Source organism: Streptomyces sp. NPDC056061 (assembly GCF_042266885.1).
GTDB lineage: Bacteria > Actinomycetota > Actinomycetes > Streptomycetales > Streptomycetaceae > Streptomyces.
Map to the genome: position 1 here is coordinate 15,599 of NZ_JBHJWQ010000040.1, position 17,541 is coordinate 33,139.

Consider the following 17,541-nt stretch of genomic DNA (forward strand, 5'->3'; position numbering starts at 1 on the left):
TCGGTTCAACGGGTGGAGCTGCTGAACGGATCAGGTACGGGGTGCGGTCTCGTCACGGCGGCGCAGGGCGTGGACGAGCAGGTCGTGGATCTCGGCGGCAGCCGCCTCCAGAGGGGCCGTGCTCTGTTCGGCCCGGCACATGATCACCGCGCCTTCGACCGCGGCGATGATGAACGCGCCGAGCCTGCGGCTGCGCTCATCGGTCAGGCCGTGACGGAGGAGGAGCGCTGCGAGAGCTTCCTGCCAGCGGGCGAAGACGGCGGCCGCGGAGCGGGCGAGCTGGGGTGCGTCGTCGTTGGTCTCGACAGCGACCGCCACGATCGGGCAGCCCGCTCGGAAGCCGCTTTCCACGAGCCGGTCGCGCCACAACGCGAAGAACGTGTCGACGGCCTCGACCGGATCGTCGGCCTGCATGGCGGCGTCGATGAGCCCTGTGATGAAGTCCCCCGCCAGGGCCACCGCCTCGTCGATCAGTTGCGTTCGTCCGCCGGGGAAGTGGTGGTAGACCGACCCGCGCGGGGCCCCACTGTGCGCGAGCACCCGATCGATGCTGGTCGCGCTGGCACCGTACTCACGCAGCAGCCCGGCAGCGCTGAGGATCATCCGTTCCCGACTGTCACTCTTGCGCGGACTCACACCGCCCACCGCCTTTCCGACAACAGGGCAGGGAGACCTTCCCAGCGACCTACCTGTCAGTAACTTATGGTGTATGGCCTAGAACATGCAAGAGGGGAGCGACCGCGATATGCCGTAGGTCCTCGACCCTTGTGCCGGAATCGCACGGTCGACATCGGATCTGCGTCGGATCCGACATCGACCGTGAGCTTCGCAGGTCGGCAATGGGGTTCCTCGTGTGGCTCCCGCTTGCCCCTTCGCCGAAGACGTGGTCGCCGACCGCGACCCCTTCGGAGCCCTTGCCGACCTCGTCCACCACCCCGGCGGCGTCCAGCCCGACTCCGGAGGGCAATTCGATCGGATGGGCCTCAGCTTCTGGCACACCGTCCTGCGGCTCTTCCTGGAACGCGGATACGACGCGGTGGGCATCCGTGACGTGGCCGTTGAGGCCGACGTGGCCCGTCACCACGCTCTTCTCCCACTTCGCCTCGAAAGAGGCCCTGGTGTTCGAGCGGGATGACGACTTCGAGCAACGCCTCACGCAGGCAGTCACCGATCGAGCACCGAACGAGCCGCTCAGCCCCGCGCTGCGCCGCGAGAACCACGCACTGGTGTGATATTGCGCGGCCGACAGCGTCGCCCCGATCCGGCGCATGATTGACGAGTCGCCTGCCTTGCGGGAGTACGAGGAGTCGATGAGGCTGCGCCACGCGGAGTCGTTGGCGGCGGCCCTCGTCGCTGTCCCCGATCTGCCGCAGAGCACGACGGCCTGCCGGACGATCGCGAGGTTCGTGACCGATGCCTGTTCACTGGTCCGCGAAGCGGCAGACCCACAGGCCGCGGTGGACGAGATCTTCCAAATGATCGAGGCGGCCCGGGAAGTCACCTGCCCGTCTGCGAGCGATCGCCAGGGCCCCGATGGGCCGCGGTCGTCGGCGTGAGATGGCGCCACTTACCCCGGTGATGAATGAGGTCGGCGTCGCCGCAGTAGAACGGCGATGACGACGGGCGGCAGCGTGGTGGCGGGTCGCCGCGGACTGCCGTCGGCGGCCTGAGGAGACTTGCGGTCTGAGGAGACTTGCGACCCGAGGAGACTTGCTGCCCGAGATGGCCCACTAACCGGGGAAGGCGGCGACCGTCTGTCCGCCGGCCAGCGCGTTGAGCCGTGCGGCCGTGTCGTCGTCGAGGAAGAAGAACGTCATGGCCTGGCCGTTGCGCCGGACATGGAAGCGCTGGTTCCCGTGCTCCAGCTCGTCGATGAGATAGCCGACCACCATCAGGTCGGCCCAGTCGTCCCTGACTTCGATGGGCCAGTTGACCCGTCGGTCGTCGGCCGTGTACTCGATCCACGCCTCCTCCGTGCCGAGGTCTACGTGGTCCCGCAGGTCGGACAGGGCGTCCGGCAGGCCCGCGATCCGGCACAGCTGCCGGGCGAGCGCCACGTACGAACCCGGGCCACGGACGCATTCGGTGTCGAAGTGCCACGCTCGGTCACAGAACCACCGCTCCCACGGTTCGTCCTCGACCGCGCAGCCCAGTGCGAACAGCACCAGGTCGAATGGCTTGCGCTCGTACTCCTCGCGTGGCCACGAGTACAACAACTCGTCCATGGTCCGGCCGGCCGCGAGCGGCAGCCCCAGTTCCGCCAGTCTGTCCAGCTGATCTTCAAGACGCATGACCGGGATCGTAACCGCACCTTCGGACAACACTCCCGGACGCTGCGAGGCAGGCGGCACATCCGGAGAGCCGCAGCGCCGGGGCCCGCACGCTCGTGCCGGTCGCGGGACGGATGTGCGCACGGCGGCGACGGCCGGCCGGCGCCACGACGTCGCCGGACAGGAACGGACGCGCGGGAAGGGGGCCGGATTGCTCGGGCCTACGGGCGTCGCGACGAAGCTTCTACCGCTTCCACCGCTTCCACCGCCTTGACTGACGAACGAGGCGGCCCTGCGTGCGGCACTGCAGGTAGCCGCCGAGGATCCCCGGCTGGAACCTCTGGTGCGCACCGTCGAGACCGCGCGGACGTCGGCGGTGATCGCCGCATGAAAGCGATCACCCTCAACGCATACGGCGGTCCCGAGGCACTGCGGCTCGCAGACCTCCCGGACCCGAAGGTGGCCCCCGGCGAGGTGCTGATCCGGGTGAAGGCCGCAGGCGTCAACCCGGTCGACCGGAAGCTCGCCGAGGGCCTCCTCGACGCGGTCATGGAGACACACTTCCCCCTGGTGCCCGGCTGGGACGTGGCCGGCGTGGTCGAGCGGGTCGGCTTCGACGTCGAGGAGTTCGCACCCGGCGACGAGGTCTCCGGCTACATCCGCAAGGACACCGTCCAGTTCGGTGCCTACGCCGAACTCGTCTCCGCGCATGTCCGCATGGTGGCCCGCAAGCCCGCCGCGCTCTCCTGGGAGCAGGCCGCAGGTGTACCGCTCGCCGGTCTCACGGCCTATCAGGCCATCAAGCGCGTGGGCGTCCGCGCCGGTGAGACCGTCCTGGTGCACTCCGCCGCGGGCGGAGTCGGCTCGTTCGGCGTCCAGATCGCTGTGGCGCTCGGCGCACGCGTGATCGGTACGGCGGCCGCCCGCAACTACGACTTTGTGCGGAAGCCGGGCGCGGAACCCGTGACCTACGGCCCCGGACTCGTCGACCGCGTCGCACGGCTGGCACCCGGAGGCATCGACGCGGCCCTCGACTTCGTCGGCGCGGACGCCGTGGATACGTCACTGCGCCTGCTCGGACGGCCGGACCGGCTCGCGCCCATCGCCGCCCCCGAGGCGGCCGAGCAGGGCGGCCACTACGTATGGGTCCGCCCCTACTCGGCGGACCTCGCGGTGCTTGCCGACCTCGCCGGGACGGGGAAGTTGACCGTGCACGTCGAACGCGTGCTCCCGCTCGCCGAAGCGGCACGGGCCTGGCGCTCGAACTCCGGATCGTTCCGGACACACACGACGGATGAACTGATCCGGGGACCGGGCGGGCCCGGCGCCGGACCGCCCGGCCCCCGCCTGGCCTGCGGGCGCGTGAGGGGTCCCTGCGGTTGACGGTGGGACCCCGGCCCGGTCGATCGAGGCCGAAACGGCCCGTGGCCGGGCCCCACGCAGGACGGCCCCACGCAGGGCGGCCCGTGACGCGCGACGACCGCCATCGACCCGCCACTCCTGCCCGCGGGCGGCCCGAAGGCCGAGGCAGTGAAATTGCGGTTGCCCAGTCGACGGCAATGGGTTTGGATCGGCGCTGTTGCCCAGGACGAGTCGTTGGGAGCTGCGCGGCCCGAGCGCATGGGCCGGGAGCGGCCCTCAGGGGGAGAAGCACAAATCGATGACCACACTCTCGCTGCCCTTCAGTACCGAACGGCTCCTCTTGCGTCTGTTCACGCCGGGCGACCTCGATGACGTGCACGCGTACCAGGGCCTTCCCGAAGTCGCTCGCTACCTCTACCGGCAGCCACTCACCCGTGAACAGTGCGTGCAGAGCCTGGAGCGGCGCTCGTCCGGCACGGCGTGGGCCGAGGACGGCGACGACCTGGTGCTTGCCGTCTGCTCGGCCGACGAGGAGAAGGTCCTCGGCGAAGTCGTCCTGAAGCTCGCGAGCGCACAGGCACGCCAGGCCGAGATCGGCTGGATCTTCAACCCGGCGTATGGCGGCCGGGGGTACGCGACCGAGGCGGCGCGTGCTACCGCCACGCTGGCCTTCGCCGAGTTGGGCGTCCACCGGCTCTTCGCCCGCCTCGACGTCCTCAACACCGGGTCGGTGCGCGTGTGCGAGCGCCTCGGCATGCGCCGGGAGGCGCATCTCGTCGAGAGCGACCTCGACGGCGAGCGCTGGGGCAGCGAGTACGTCTACGCGACGCTCGCCCGGGAATGGAAGACCGATCGGGCCTGATGCGGAGGCCCGAGCCGTTGCTGCTTGAACGAGGGGCTCGGCCGTAGACCGGCCCTGCGCGGACGGTCGCCGACCGGCCCATGGACGACCTCGTCCGCGAACTGTCCCGTGCCCTGGCCGATCCCGATCCACTGGTCCGGGACGGCGCGCCCACGCCGTCCTCGCGACCTGGATCGCCCGCAGGACGATCGGGACGTCCCGGCGGTTGGAGCTGGGGAACGAGATGGCCGGCCGGTTCACCGAACCGCGGGTCGAGGCCCGCACCTTCGCGCCCCTGGTGCTGGACTTGCTGGTGGCCGCAGGGGACTTCGAGGCCGGCTGGGTGGACGCGTTCGAGCGCTGGTACCCGGCGGAGCAGGATCTGCGCGGCCACGACGACACGCTCGGCCGGCTCCACGCGGTGGCGCACGGCGTGGACCTGCTCGCCGGTTCCGGTCGCCACCCCGAGGTGGCGCCGGTGCGGATGCCGGACCTCGCCGCCGCGCGGCTGACGGCGCCCACCGACCACGTCTACGACCAGATGGAGGACGACCGCCCGGCGCCTGGCGATCGCCCTGGTCCTCACCCGCACCGACCTCGGCGAATGTGACGCCGTCGGCTGGTTGGACCCGATCGCCGACCGCTTCGGCGCCGATCGCATCAGCACCCCGGTGCCCGCCCACATCAGCAACTGCCTGCGCACCCTGCGCCTGCTCTACATACTCGCCGACCGGGGCGTGCGCCCCACCGGCGAACTGCCTGCGGAACCCCTTCACCACCGCGACGCGGTCAAGTCCGGCATCGCCGCCGTCCTCGACCGGATCGTCAGACGCTGACCGACGGCAGCCGGTTCGGCCGGGCGGACCGGCGCGCACGGCCTCCACGGACGGCGGGGAGGAGGACGGGCACCACGGCAGCCGATTCACCCGCCGTCCCGGGTCGGCGTCGGGCCGGCGATCCCGGCTCCGGACCGTGACGGCCATCGCTCGGGAACGACGGGACGGCCCTCAGCCGACCTGCCCGGCGGACCGGCCGGTGCACGCCGGGAAGACATCCCCACGCCGGGCGTGCACCGGACCGGAACATGAAGGGCTGTTTGCGGGGCCTTCGGAGGCCGGGCTGCGGTCGGAGCGGCGAGTGTGCCACGGTGATCGCATGACGTGGAACGGTGACGAGTACCAGGCCCGGTTCGACCGCATTGCCGCAGAGGGCGGAGACGTGCACGGTGAAGCCGCGCTGGTCCGCTCCTTCGAGCCCGCCACCGTCCTCGACGCGGGCTGCGGCACCGGCCGGGTGGCGATCGAGCTGGCCCGCCACGGGATTGCCGTGGTCGGCGTGGACATCGACGAGTCGATGATCGCGACCGCCCGGCGCCTGGCGCCGGAGATCCGCTGGTACCGGCGCGACCTGGTCGGCCTCGACCTGGGGCTGTCGTTCGATCTCGTGGTGATGGCGGGCAACGTCCCCCTGTTCACCCCGCCGGGAACGGAACCGGCCCTGGTGGCCGGGGTGGCGGGCCACGTCCGTCCGCACGGCCGCCTCGTCGCGGGGTTCTCCCTGGACCGCGGTTACACGCTGGACGACTACGACGCTCACTGCCGTGCGGCGGGACTCACCCTCGAAGCCAGATACGCCACTTGGTCCCGCGCCCCTTATACCGACGGGGAGTACGCCGTTTCCGTGCACCGCAGGTTCTGACCATCCGCGCGACGGCTTCACCGCGCACGGGGCCGGCCCTCGCAGCGACGCCGCGTCTTCCGGGTGTCTTCCGGCGGCGGACCCGTGATGGGTGCGCCCGCCCGGAGGCCCGAGGCCCCTGCGCGACAGCGACCTCGCGGGTGACGGGGCCCTCGCCGTGTGGTCGGCGCCGGTCGGCGGAGGACCTCGACCGGCCCCCGGCGCGGGGCGCCGAGGGCCGCATGGAGACCCGCTGTGTTCCGCCTGCCCCGACCGGCGGACCCGGCCGGGGCAGGAGAAGCGCTCAGGGGCTCGTTTCTTCCCGCATGTCGAAGGCTTCGCGTGCGCGTGCGATGGCGGGCATGTTCTCCGAGGCCCACACCAGCAACACGTCGATGGGCGACCGAAGGGTCTTGCCGAGCGGTGTGATCAGGTACCTGATCGCCACCGGGCGGGTGGAGACGACCTCGCGTTCGATCACACCGTTTCGTTCGAGTCGCCGAAGTGTCGCGGTCAGCGACTTCTGCGTGACCTGAGGAATGGCACGGCGCAGCTCGTTGAAGCGGCAAGGGCGTTCGCAGAGCTCGCTGAGGACACTGAGCGACCACTTGTCGAGGACTTGGTCGAGCAGTTCGCGGTGCGGGGGGCCGATGAAGAGTTCGCCCTCGGTATCCATGGAGAAACCTGGTCTCGTTGAAGTGTCCTTCTTGAACTAGGTAGCTTACTGATACCTAGTTCAAGGGAGAAACACCATGACCGTTCAGCACTTCACGCCGGAAGGCATGCTGCAGCCGGTCCCGTACCACCACGTGGCCGTGGGCACCGGGACGAAGCATGTCCACGTCAGCGGGCAGGTCGCACGCCGGGCGGACGGGACTCCGGTCGCGCCCGGAGATCTGACCGGGCAGGTCGCCCAGGCGCTGCGCAACACCTCCGTCGGGCTGGCGGGCGCGGGCGCGTCGTTCGCGGACGTGCTGCGCCTGACGTTCTACGTGACCCGGTGGAGCCCGGAGAAGATCGGCGACTTCATGGCCGGGGTGGAGGCCGTCGCCGACGAGATCGGACTCCGGCTCCCCATGCCGCCGGCGTCCCTGATCGGTGTCGAGTACCTCTTCGAGCCGGATGTGCTCGTCGAGGTCGAAGCAACCGCGCTGCTCGGCTGATTCCCGAGGCGGGTGCCTCCCGCCTCGTCCTGACGCGGTCGCCCTGGAAGGACGGCGATGATCGGGCCGTCTGTTCGTTCGTCGCAGGCGGAGGTTCTGGCTTACGAGGCGCCGTGCGAGTGGCACCCCTTCCCCTGCCGTGGGTGCTTGGGCTGTTGCCGTCGTAAAGAAACATGACGGCGGCCTACCCTGTTTTCTAGGATGGGTCGTTGTGTTTTCCTCCGCCTCTTTCATCAGCGATGACGCAGTCGTACGTGCCGTCGCCGCCCACTGGCTGCCTCGGGCTGCCGAAGTCGATTACCTGCCCTGGGGGTTCGGCGCGTACCACTGGCGGGTGCGTGGCGCCGGCAGGACTCTGTTCGTGACGTTGGACCCATGGACACCCCGGCACACCGCGGCCTCGCTGGAGGCCGCCTACGCGGGGGCCGCCGCACTGGCGTCCGACGGCCTCGATGTGGTGTGCGCGCCGGAGCCTGCCCGTTCCGGGCGTTTTGCCGTCGATATCGGGCCGGGCATGCTCAGCGTGACGCCGTGGCTGGACGGGCGGTCCCCGACCGGGGCGGAGGCCCGTGAACCCGAGCACGTCCGTGAGGTCGCCGCCGCGCTGGCCGCTCTGCATCGGGCAGTGCCGCCGGACGGCTTGCGGCACTGGGCTCCACGGGTGGGCCCGGAGTTCGCCGATGAGGTGCGCGCTCGCACTGCCCGGCCCTGGACGTCCGGACCCCTGGCGGAGAAGGCGCGCGGCGCGCTCGCCGCCCGCTGCGACGCGATCGGGCGCTGGACCGTTCGCCTCCTGGAGCTGGCGGACATCGCGTGTGCCCGGCGGGACACCTGGGTGCCGACCCATGGCGAGCCGCACTTCGCCAACCAGGTCGTGGGTGCCGGTGGGCTGAAGCTTGTCGACTGGGAGTCCCTGGCTCTCGCACCGCGCGAACGCGACTACGCCGATCTGCTCGACACGGCCGTCGGCGCCACGCTGGACCCCGACCCGGCGATGGTCGAGCTGTTCGCCCTCGACTGGCGGCTTTCCGAGATCGCTGAATACGCACGCTGGTTCGCCGCACCCCACACGGGCACCGACGACGATCACACCGCACTGACAGGGTTGTACGAGGAGTTGTCGGACAGCACCGGGTGCCGCGCGGCCGAGTAGCCGGACGGCCCCGGCCGGGGTGCGGGTCGACCGCGGGACTCCGTTCACGACGACGAGCACCCGCATGCCGGACCGGAACACGGCACGGTGAGCCCTTGACGGGCTCTGTCGGCCGCGACGGCTCTGACGGCCCCGATGGCCCCGATGGCCATGGGGGTTGTCGCCGAGTTCGGGCCGGCGCCCACAGCGCATGGCCACCGGCTCCGCTGATGACCGACCTGTAGCGCCCGGCCCGGTCCCCCGAGCGGCGCGTCTCCGGGAACGGCCGCCGTGCCTCCGGGAACGGCCGCCGCGTCTCCCGGAACGGCCACGTGTCACGGTGCGTGCGGCCCGGAGACGAGGCGACCGTTCTGGTCATAGGGCCAGGCGTTGGCGACGCATCCGTGCAGACCCTTGATCTGCTGCATCATCACGGGGGCCGGTCGCCCGGGACCCGCGCAGGTCATGTGTGCGTGGCCCAGGAAGTGCCCCATCTCGTGGTTGATGATCAGCGCCCGGTAGTCATGGATCGGGCCGTCGAACGTGGGCGAGCCCTCGACCCAGCGTTTGAGGTTGACCACCACCCCGCCGGGGACCTCGCAGTTGTATTCGCCCTTGGTGTCCTGGTGGATGCCCGCCCAGCACAGAGCGTCCGCCGTTCCCGGCGTCGCGATCTTCACCGTGAGGTCGTGGGACGCCCCCGCGCCCACCAACTGGAAGGAATAGTCCTGGTTGCGGGTCCAGCCCCGGGGAGCGGCGAGTATGTCGGCGATCTCGTTCGCCGCCCGGGTCGGCGAGATCTCGATCCCGGCCTCGACCTCCACCACGTAGCGGAGCAGGCGCGGCCCCCGACCGACCTTCGTGCCGTCGGCGTCCGCGGTGACGAACGAGCCGGTACCCTTCGACGCGACGTCGTTCTCGGCACGGTGCCGAGTGGGCGTCGGAGTGGATCTCGGAGTGGGTGTCGGATTGGGCTTGGGGCCGGGCGCGGGGGTGATGCGCACCGTGTGTTGCGGGCGCGGTGCACCCATCGACGCGTCGCTTCGTCCCGACGCGTCACTTTCTTCACCGTTCAGGAGGTACGGCGCCGAGCAGAGCAGGCCGACGGCCATCAGCGTGCCGATCAGATAGCTCCGCGACCGGCGGGTCGGGGCGCTCCGGCGGTGGGAGGACCGGCGCGCAGCGCCCCGGCGGTAGGAGGACCGGTGCTGACGGCCACTGCGATGGGAGGCCGGGGCGCTGCCGGTGGGTGGTGCGGATTCCCGCTCTCGTGCCGAATGCATGGCAGCTCAGACTGGCCGTGTCAGATGATCACCATGAGCTCGGATGATGACGAAATGGCAACGGTGGTCCACCGGTGACCCTCGCGGCCCGGGACCGGACCGTCGGCGCCCCGGTCCGTTGTGATCATTCGGTAACAGCGCTCGCGAGGGACCCCTTCCGGGAGGGGTGCCTCACCCGTTCGGCCTACACTGGCGACGTGCCACGAGTCCTGATTGTCGAAGATGACCCAGACGTCCGTAAGGCCGTCCAGTTGGCGCTACGGCATCAGGGGCATGACGTCTCCGCCGCCGGAACCGGCGAAGAGGGACTGGAACAACTGCGCCTCTTCCAGCCCGACGTCATCGTGCTGGATCTCATGCTGCCCGGCATGTCCGGCCTCGACGTGTGCCGGCGGATAAGGGCTGGCGACCAGGTGCCGATCATCATGGTGACGGCCAGGGGGGACGACATCGACGTGGTCGTGGGACTGGAGGCCGGCGCGGACGACTACGTGGTCAAGCCCGTGCAGGCCCGGGTGCTCGACGCACGCATACGAGCCGTGCTGCGCAGGCAGGACGCGTCGGTCTCGGACGGCCTCCGGCCCCGGGCGGAGTCGCACGGTGAGCTGGTCATCGACCGGGCGGGGCTCGTGGTGACACACCGGGGCGAACCCGTCGCGCTCGCCCCCTCCGAGCTTCGGCTGCTGTTGACCCTGTCGGCCTCGCCCGGCCAGGTGTTCAGCCGTCAACAGCTGCTGGAAGCGGTCTGGGAGCACAGTTACCACGGCGACATACGGCTCGTGGACGCCTGTGTGAAGCGATTGCGCGGCAAGCTCGGTGAGGGCAGGGATCCCCGGTACGTGCAGACCGCACGCGGCTTCGGTTACCGCTTCGGCATCTCGTGAACGACCGGAGAACCGTGCGGGCACGAAAGGCCGTACGCGGACGCGAGGCCGCCGCGGCCGGGCGGGCCGCCGGGCCGCGGCGGTTCCTCGGCGCGGTCCTGGCCCGAGTCCCGCTCCCGCTGCGGGGGCTGCGCCCCCGCCTGGTGGCGGCCTTCGTCCTGGTCACCATGGCCAGTGCCCTGGGCACCGGGGCACTCGCCTTCCGGGAGGCGCGCACGGGGGTGCTGCAACAGAGCCAGGACTCCGTCATCAGGCAGTTCCGGACGAGCGTCGACGCCGTGGCCGCCCACACCTCCGCCACGCCGGACCAGTCGGAGCTGCAGTCGGCGGTGAACCAGGTGCTCGGTGCCAACCGGACACAGGGGTGGCGGGTCATGGCCACGTACAACGGCCTTCGCGCCTACGCGCCGAGCGCCGAATTCGACCGGCTGAGCCCGGAACTGCGCCGGTCCGTGCAGACCAAGCGCGCCGCGGTGTTCCAGCGGGTCGACGCCGACGGCCATCCCTTTCTCGTCGTCGGAATGCCGGTCACGTACAGCACCGCCGACGGCGGGGAGTCCAGGCTCTCCGGGATGGTGATGTATCTGGTGGTGCCGCAGAACGCCGAAGAGGCATACGTGCGAGCGATGATCAGCGGCATCGAGCGCGCCACCCTGGTGGCGCTGTGCCTCGCCGTCGTCCTGGCGCTGCTGGCGGCGAGCGGCGTGCTCCGCCCCGTGCGGGCGCTGCGCCGGGCGACGCGCCGGATGGCCGAGGGACACCTCGACGTCCGGCTGGCCGTCAACGGTTCCGACGAACTGGCCGACCTCTCACGGTCCTTCAACGAGACGGCGGCCGCCCTGGAGCAGTCGGTCGCGGAGTTGCGCCGACTGGAGGCCCAGGCGCGCCGCTTCGTCGCGGACGTCTCCCACGAACTGCGCACGCCGCTGGCGGCGATGTCGGCGGTCACCGACATGCTGGACGAGAAGACAGGGCACCTGGACGAGGAGACCGGTGACGCGCTGCGGTTCCTCAGCGAGGGAACCAGCCGTCTCAGTGGGCTGGTGAACGACCTGATGGAGATCTCCCGCTTCGACGCGGGCGCGGTCGAACTCAACCTGGACGAGATCGACCTGGTCGAGTCGGTACAGCGCACCCTCGCCTCTCGCGGGTGGCAGGACCGGGTGGAGACCCGTTTGCCCCGTCCGGGTGTGCTCAGGACACGCGTGGATCCGGTCCGGATCGACGTGGTGATGGCCAATCTGGTCGGCAACGCGCTGCGGCACGGGGCGCCGCCGGTACGGCTGACCATGGGCGTGAGGGAGGAGCGGGCGGACGTGGCGTGGGCCGTGATCGAGGTGACCGACAACGGACCGGGGATTGCCGAGGAAGCCATGCCGCACATCTTCGAGCGCTTCTACAAGGCGAGCACATCACGGACCAGAAGTGAGAGCAGCGGGCTGGGCCTGGCCATCACGGCCGAGAACGTACATCTGCACGGAGGACGCATCCGCGCGGCGAACCCGCCCGGGGGCGGCGCGGTGTTCACGGTCGAGCTTCCCCTGCACCACGACTCCGCCACCGCGGCAGCAGCCGACGACGACGTTGCCGCGGGCGCCCGGTGAAGGGCCCGCGGGCAGCGGCGCTGCTGGCCGGGCTCACGGCCGCGCTCACCCTGACGGCGTGCGGAGTCCCCCCGTCCGGCGTGATCGAGGCCGGCGAACCGGCGAAAGGCATGCTCCCTCCCAGCCCGAAGCCCCCGTTGCCCACCACCATCACCCTCTACTTCCTGCACGACGGAGAACTGCGGCCTCATCCGCGCGAGATCGACGAACCCGGGAACTTCGGGGCCGTCGTGCGCCTTCTGTTCGCCGGACCGACCACGAGCGAGGCCACGACGGCCACCACGGAGCTGCCCCGCCTGAAGACCACACCCGAGGTGGCGATCGGCAGCGACGACGCCCTCGCCGTCCACCTCCCCAAGGACGTCCCTCCCCTCAGCCACCCGGCCATGCTGCAGTTGGCGTGCACGATGGCCCGGATGGCACCGTCGCTTGCCGTGGTGCCCGCGGACGGGAACAGGGACGGTGCCTCCGAGGCCCCTCCCGACACCGCGCCACGTTCCCCGGCACACTCCAGCGTCCGTGTATTCGGGGACGGTTGGACGATCACGCAGTCGGCCGACTCGTGCCCCGACTCCTTCCAGCCGTAACGACGGGGCGGACCCGGCCCCACCGGTCGGGCGTCGACGCAGTCGGCGAGGACGTCGAGCTGCTGCCACGTCCGGCCGGCGAGGTCCGCCACATGACCGGAACGGGAGCGGGACTGCTGCGACACCCCTCCCCGGCACCGGCTGCGCCCCGACCCCGCAACGGAGGACCGCGCGGTACCGCTGCCGGTGCCGCCCCCGGCCAACGGTTGCCCGCCACGGGCTGCCGGTCGGCCCCGGTCAACGGTTGTCCGCCACGGATCACGGGGCTCGGAGGCTTGTTTCCGGCCGTGTGGCGGCTGCGGCCGCAACGGCCGCAGCCAGTGGATCGCGGGCCGGGCGGCCCAGCAGATCCGTGAGGTCGGGAGCGGTACCGTCCAGGAAGCCATGCCGGATGCCTGTGGCGATCGAAGCGAACATGGGCGGCTGGAACGGCAGGAGCCCGGGCGTCTCGTCGAGGAGCCTGCGCCGGTACTCGCCCAGCCCGACGGTATGATGCGGGACCCCGAGCCGGTCGGCGACCTGACCCGCAGTGATCGGCGTGCCGACGAGGTCATGGACGCGCCCACCGTGTCGGGCCGGATTCGCCGCAACGGCCGCCGCAGCCTCGGCGAGATCCTCCCGCGCGACCGCCGCCACGGCACCGTCCCCGAACGCGGACTCCACACCGTCGTCGGCCCACATCAGCAAGCCGCCGAAGAGTTCGGCGTACAGACCATTGCGCAGGAGCGTCCACGACAATCCGCTCTCCCGCACAAGGCGCTCGGTGGCACGGTGCGCCGACGCGAAACCGAGATGGTCACCGGCCGTGGTCAGGCTCGTGTAGACGACATGGCCGACGCCGTCGCGCACGGCGGCGTCCAGAACCGCCGCGTGCCGCCCAACGACCTGGTCGTCCTCGGCGTAGCCGGCGGAGACGAGTACCAGGGTCGACACCCCGGTGAGGTCGAGGCTCGTGTGGTCGTCGAAGTCGAGCCGCCGCATCCCCTCGCCCGGCGTGCGGCTGCCGCCCGTCGCAGCGGCGCCGCGGGCGCGCAGCGCCGCAAGGGTGGCCGAGCCGAGGTTCCCGTTCGCTCCCGTTACCAAGATCATGTCAATCGCAGTCTTCCGTCGTGGTTCTCATCAGTAACTACGCTTGATCCTTGATTGCACGCCCACCGGCCACAAGAAGGCAGTTTGATGTCACCCACGCACACCGGGGTAACCGCCCCCGCCGACCTCGACCCCTGCGGCCGCGACGACCATCCCGACTGCGGAATCCGCGACGTCCTGGACCGCATCGGCGACAAATGGTCGGTGCTTGTGATCGTCGAGCTCGCGGGCGGGCCGCGCCGGTTCCGTGAACTGCAGCGCGCCATCGACGGCATCTCCCAGCGCATGCTCACCCTCACCGTCCGCAGGCTGGAACGCGACGGCCTCGTGCTGCGCACCGTGTACCCGACCGTCCCGGCCCAGGTCGACTACCGCCTGACCGAGACCGGAGCCGGCCTGACCCACCTGGTCAAGGCACTCGCCGACTGGTCACTCGCCCACCGTGCCGTCATCGCCGAAGCACGGCACGCATACGACCGGACCCACCCCGACCATGACATCCGCTGACGAGAAACGACGTCACCGCACACCGCACACCGGCCGTCCGGCACGGAAGCGCTGTCGATCGGTGCCGTTCCTCCGGGGACGGCCCCTGCTGCGTCGCGGAGCGAGGGCCATGTGCCCTGACCGATGAGAAGACCCGTGCGCCGGTCGTCCGTCGTTCTTGAGGGAACGGGCCAGCAGCCTTCTGGAGCCGTGGGCAGGCTTCCTGTGCTCAGCTGCACAACACCAACGACCAAGGGGGAGGCAGTGGTTGAGCAGCCGGGAACGGGGCCGTCCGGTTCAGGCGGTGAGGACCGACTGTCCGACACCGAACCGGGCTGCACCCCCTCGGCGACGGTGCGGTGCAACGTGGTGCTGGACGGGCGGGTCGCGGGGGAAGCCGACGCCTCCGACGCGGACGGCGAGCGCGTCCAGAACGTCCTGGTCTCGCTGTCCGTCATCCTGTTCGGTGCCATCCCGCTCGGCATGCTGCTATGGAACGGCGTCCGCGCCGTACGCCGCCGAACCCGACACGGCGAGACCGCTCGGGGGAGACCCGGTGAGTGTCCCGGAAGTCCGCCGAGTACCCGGGAGCCGGGAGATCCGCGATGCCGCGACACGACGCGGCCCCGGTTCGGCGCTGCCTCGTCGGCCCCGAGCACATGGCGGGGGACGATGGCCGGTGACAGTGTCGTGGAACGGGTTCGGCGGGTGACATGAAGCACCGTGAGGGGCAGGATGCCGGCATCCCCGGCCGGCTGGACCGCAGGCTCTTCCTCGCTGCGGCAGCGAGCGGGGCGATGGCGGGCGGCGTGGCGGTGACCGGTTGTCACTCCTCCGGGACCGGCGGGTCCACTCCGTCCGGCGCCGACCGCCGTGCCGAGAAGGGGGAGAACGCCCGGACCGGGAACTCCGACTGGCGGGTCCGTTCGGTGGGACCGCCCGGGGCCATCGAGGGTTATACCGACAAGGTGAGTGTGCTGCCGGGCGAGGAGTTCGGCCTATACGTCTCCACCACCGCCCCGGCGTTCCGGGTCTCGGCCTACCGCGTCGGCTGGTACGACGGTGCGCAGGCGCGACTGGTCTGGCGCTCGCATCGCGTTGCCGGGTCGGTACAGAGCCGTCCCCGGCTGATCCGGGCCACCCGCACCGTACGGGCGGACTGGCGACGCACACTCCCCATCCGCACCAGCGGCTGGCCGGAGGGAGCGTACCTGCTCCGGCTGGACTCGGAAGACGACCACCAGCACTATGTACCGCTGATCGTCCGCTCGGCGGGCGCCGCGGGCAGACTGGTGCTGATGCACGCCCCGGCAACATGGCAGGCGTACAACCTCTGGGGCGGCTACAGCCTCTACCAGGGTGAGAACGGCGCGTACGGCACCCGGTCGCTCGCCGTCAGCTTCGACCGGCCCTACGACAGCAACGGTGCCGAGAAATTCATGGTCTACGAACGGGCGGCGGTGGTTCTGGCGGAGAGGCTGGGTCTCCCACTCGCCTACACCACGGGCCTGGACGTCCATCGGGACCCCGGCATTTTCCACAATGCGGCCGGAGCCGTCTCGCTGGGACACGACGAGTACTGGACGCCGCAGCAACGTGCGCACGTCACCCGTGCGCGCGACACGGGTACGAACGTCGCCTTCCTCGGGGCCAACGCCTGCTTCCGCAGGGTCAGGCTGGAGCCGGACGCCACCGGCGCCGACCGCACCGTCGTCTGCTACAAGACCGACTACCTGAACGACCCGTACCTCGCCGACCACCCGGACATGCCGACCAACGACTTCCGTCAGCCCCCCGGCGCCTCTCCCGAGTCCTCTCTGACGGGCGTCCTCTACGAGGGTTATCCCGTGGACGCCCCGTATGTCGTCCGCCGGAGCGATCACTGGATCTTCGAGGGGACGGGCGTGAAGCGAGGAGCCTCCTTCGACCATCTGGTCGGGGTGGAGTACGACCGGGTCACTCCCGGCATGCCCACCCCGGCGCCGGTCGAGATCATCGCGCATTCCCCCCTTGTCTGTAAGGGCAGGCCCAGTTACTCCGACTCCGCCTACTACACCGTGCCGAGCGGGGCGGGCGTCTTCGCCTCCGGGACGATGCGGTGGGTCGAGGCTCTGATGGCGGGAACCCGCGAGAACGGACGCAACCACGGCATGGACGCCCGTACGGGAGCTTTCGTCACTCGCAGCACGGAGAATCTGCTCCGCGCCTTCGCGGCGGGCCCGTGCGGCCGGAACAAGCCTAAGCCCAGGGACGATGTGAGAGACGTGTACGCGTCCGCATCACAGTGACACCCTCTGGACGAGGATTCGTGGCGTGAGCGGCGTTGGTGGCGTGAGCGGTACGAGAGTGGTGCGGGTAGTTCGTGCATCAAGCCTCATGTGCGGTGCCTGACGGGCAGCGGTGACCGGCTTCCGTCCACAAGATTTCCACCCAGTGATCTGAGCCGGAGACCCGGCGCCGACACGCCGCTGGAGTGGCAACTCCCTTGCGCCCCCGCCCGCTGACCGGCCCGGGTCTGCCCGAGGAATCAAACCGGGTCGACGCGGTCGGTCGTGAAGTCGGCGGCGTGGCCGCGGGCTGAGGGCTGTCCCGTAATCCCTGGCCAGGAAGCGGCCGTCGGCGCAGCCGCCGACGGGGGACGATCGCGAGGACGTCGGTCCACGCGCGGACGATCGTGGCCGGGGCGCCGTCGTGGATGATCCGGCAGAACGGGCAGTCGGGGCGCGGGTGCTTGTGGGGGACCGGCGGCCGGTCGATGCGGTGGTGGCTGATCTGGACCTCTGGTCCACGACCGACGCCACCGGCGACCCCCTGCACCGCTGCTCCCTCGCGCATTACATGGCAGACCTCCACGAAGACCCCGCCCAGGCACTGGCCCGGGACATCCGGGCCCTGGACGCCGCCGATGCCCTCACCGATCAGCGCGTCCAGGCGCATCACGCCGGTCTTCAGGTCGCCGGCTTCCATCCGTCCCCGCACCTCGACCTCGCTGACAACTACCGGCGGCTCGGGTCCTTCGACGCTGCCACCGAGCACATCGGCGCGGCCCGAGAACATGCCCCGAACTTGCCCCGGGACGCCTACGGTGCCTTGCTGCGCAGTGCCATCGAGCAGGTGGCCGAAGCCATCACCCGGCGGAGCACCGCCAAGCGATCCTCGTAGT

Annotated in this window: 18 protein-coding genes and 2 pseudogenes; 14 read left to right on the plus strand and 6 right to left on the minus strand. The window is 70.6% G+C overall.

Translation table 11 applies throughout. From position 1 onward, the window contains the following. Window positions 1-30 precede the first annotated feature (30 nt). Together ACFC79_RS34135 and ACFC79_RS34140 are read right to left on the minus strand one after the other, a co-directional pair. Complete coding sequence (locus ACFC79_RS34135) at window positions 31-603, minus strand: TetR/AcrR family transcriptional regulator (RefSeq protein ID WP_376248547.1); 573 nt, start codon at window positions 601-603, stop codon at window positions 31-33. A 259-nt stretch (window positions 604-862) separates the two neighbouring features. Continuing rightward, window positions 863-982, minus strand: a pseudogene (locus tag ACFC79_RS34140) (alcohol dehydrogenase catalytic domain-containing protein); the annotation flags it as partial. On the opposite strand from ACFC79_RS34140, the pseudogene ACFC79_RS34145 reads away from it, so the two are divergent. Beyond that, window positions 977-1,556: pseudogene (locus ACFC79_RS34145) on the plus strand (TetR/AcrR family transcriptional regulator). The pseudogenes ACFC79_RS34140 and ACFC79_RS34145 overlap by 6 nt on opposite strands. 174 nt (window positions 1,557-1,730) lie before the next feature. Here the strand turns inward: ACFC79_RS34145 and ACFC79_RS34150 are convergent. After that, a complete protein-coding gene (locus ACFC79_RS34150; RefSeq protein WP_376248549.1) occupies window positions 1,731-2,291 on the minus strand; it encodes a hypothetical protein in 561 nt (186 codons plus the stop codon). Between the two features lie 366 nt (window positions 2,292-2,657). Between ACFC79_RS34150 and ACFC79_RS34155 the strand changes: the two genes are divergently transcribed. The 5 genes from ACFC79_RS34155 to ACFC79_RS34175 all read left to right on the plus strand — a co-directional run bounded on the left by ACFC79_RS34155 (window position 2,658) and on the right by ACFC79_RS34175 (window position 6,171). Beyond that, entirely contained in the window at window positions 2,658-3,653 is a 996-nt protein-coding gene (locus tag ACFC79_RS34155; protein ID WP_376248551.1) for an NADP-dependent oxidoreductase, read from the plus strand. A 277-nt stretch (window positions 3,654-3,930) separates the two neighbouring features. Next, complete coding sequence (locus ACFC79_RS34160; protein WP_376248553.1) at window positions 3,931-4,494, plus strand: GNAT family N-acetyltransferase; 564 nt, start codon at window positions 3,931-3,933, stop codon at window positions 4,492-4,494. Between the two features lie 205 nt (window positions 4,495-4,699). Beyond that, window positions 4,700-5,083, plus strand: a complete 384-nt coding sequence (locus tag ACFC79_RS34165; RefSeq protein WP_376248556.1) for a DUF2785 domain-containing protein — start codon at window positions 4,700-4,702, stop codon at window positions 5,081-5,083. Between the two features lie 13 nt (window positions 5,084-5,096). Then, complete coding sequence (locus ACFC79_RS34170; RefSeq protein WP_376248559.1) at window positions 5,097-5,309, plus strand: hypothetical protein; 213 nt, start codon at window positions 5,097-5,099, stop codon at window positions 5,307-5,309. Between the two features lie 319 nt (window positions 5,310-5,628). Beyond that, window positions 5,629-6,171: a class I SAM-dependent DNA methyltransferase gene (locus tag ACFC79_RS34175; RefSeq protein ID WP_376248560.1), complete on the plus strand. Its 543-nt coding sequence runs from the start codon at window positions 5,629-5,631 to the stop codon at window positions 6,169-6,171. Window positions 6,172-6,454: 283 nt separating this feature from the next. Here the strand turns inward: ACFC79_RS34175 and ACFC79_RS34180 are convergent, their stop codons facing one another. After that, the gene (locus ACFC79_RS34180) at window positions 6,455-6,826 is read right to left on the minus strand and encodes a winged helix-turn-helix transcriptional regulator (RefSeq protein WP_376248563.1); all 372 of its coding nucleotides are present in this window, start codon (window positions 6,824-6,826) and stop codon (window positions 6,455-6,457) included. Between the two features lie 76 nt (window positions 6,827-6,902). On the opposite strand from ACFC79_RS34180, the gene ACFC79_RS34185 reads away from it, so the two are divergent. Further along, window positions 6,903-7,313: a RidA family protein gene (locus tag ACFC79_RS34185; RefSeq protein ID WP_376248565.1), complete on the plus strand. Its 411-nt coding sequence runs from the start codon at window positions 6,903-6,905 to the stop codon at window positions 7,311-7,313. 211 nt (window positions 7,314-7,524) lie between these two features. Beyond that, window positions 7,525-8,466 carry a phosphotransferase family protein gene (locus tag ACFC79_RS34190; protein WP_376248568.1) on the plus strand — a complete coding sequence of 314 codons (942 nt, stop codon included), beginning with the start codon at window positions 7,525-7,527 and terminating at the stop codon, window positions 8,464-8,466. Window positions 8,467-8,780: 314 nt separating this feature from the next. Here the strand turns inward: ACFC79_RS34190 and ACFC79_RS34195 are convergent, their stop codons facing one another. Beyond that, a complete protein-coding gene (locus ACFC79_RS34195; RefSeq protein WP_376248571.1) occupies window positions 8,781-9,449 on the minus strand; it encodes a DUF3152 domain-containing protein in 669 nt (222 codons plus the stop codon). Window positions 9,450-9,925: 476 nt separating this feature from the next. Between ACFC79_RS34195 and ACFC79_RS34200 the strand changes: the two genes are divergently transcribed. The 3 genes from ACFC79_RS34200 to ACFC79_RS34210 all read left to right on the plus strand — a co-directional run bounded on the left by ACFC79_RS34200 (window position 9,926) and on the right by ACFC79_RS34210 (window position 12,803). Then, entirely contained in the window at window positions 9,926-10,612 is a 687-nt protein-coding gene (locus ACFC79_RS34200) for a response regulator (protein WP_376248572.1), read from the plus strand. A gap of 167 nt (window positions 10,613-10,779) precedes the next feature. Next, entirely contained in the window at window positions 10,780-12,216 is a 1,437-nt protein-coding gene (locus ACFC79_RS34205) for a sensor histidine kinase (RefSeq protein ID WP_376248633.1), read from the plus strand. After that, window positions 12,213-12,803 carry a hypothetical protein gene (locus ACFC79_RS34210; protein WP_376248575.1) on the plus strand — a complete coding sequence of 197 codons (591 nt, stop codon included), beginning with the start codon at window positions 12,213-12,215 and terminating at the stop codon, window positions 12,801-12,803. The genes ACFC79_RS34205 and ACFC79_RS34210 overlap by 4 nt, the downstream gene beginning before the upstream one ends. Window positions 12,804-13,061: 258 nt before the next feature. Here ACFC79_RS34210 and ACFC79_RS34215 read toward each other — a convergent pair whose 3' ends face one another. Further along, window positions 13,062-13,892 carry an NmrA family NAD(P)-binding protein gene (locus ACFC79_RS34215; RefSeq protein ID WP_376248578.1) on the minus strand — a complete coding sequence of 277 codons (831 nt, stop codon included), beginning with the start codon at window positions 13,890-13,892 and terminating at the stop codon, window positions 13,062-13,064. Window positions 13,893-13,979: 87 nt separating this feature from the next. On the opposite strand from ACFC79_RS34215, the gene ACFC79_RS34220 reads away from it, so the two are divergent. From ACFC79_RS34220 to ACFC79_RS34230, 3 genes are all read left to right on the plus strand, one after another. Next, window positions 13,980-14,399, plus strand: a complete 420-nt coding sequence (locus ACFC79_RS34220; RefSeq protein WP_376248581.1) for a winged helix-turn-helix transcriptional regulator — start codon at window positions 13,980-13,982, stop codon at window positions 14,397-14,399. A gap of 692 nt (window positions 14,400-15,091) precedes the next feature. Beyond that, window positions 15,092-16,666, plus strand: coding sequence for a N,N-dimethylformamidase beta subunit family domain-containing protein (locus tag ACFC79_RS34225; protein ID WP_376248584.1), 1,575 nt, complete (start codon window positions 15,092-15,094; stop codon window positions 16,664-16,666). A 403-nt stretch (window positions 16,667-17,069) separates the two neighbouring features. Next, on the plus strand, window positions 17,070-17,540 hold the full coding sequence (locus tag ACFC79_RS34230; RefSeq protein WP_376248585.1) for a hypothetical protein: 471 nt from the start codon (window positions 17,070-17,072) through the stop codon (window positions 17,538-17,540). Window position 17,541 lies beyond the last annotated feature (1 nt).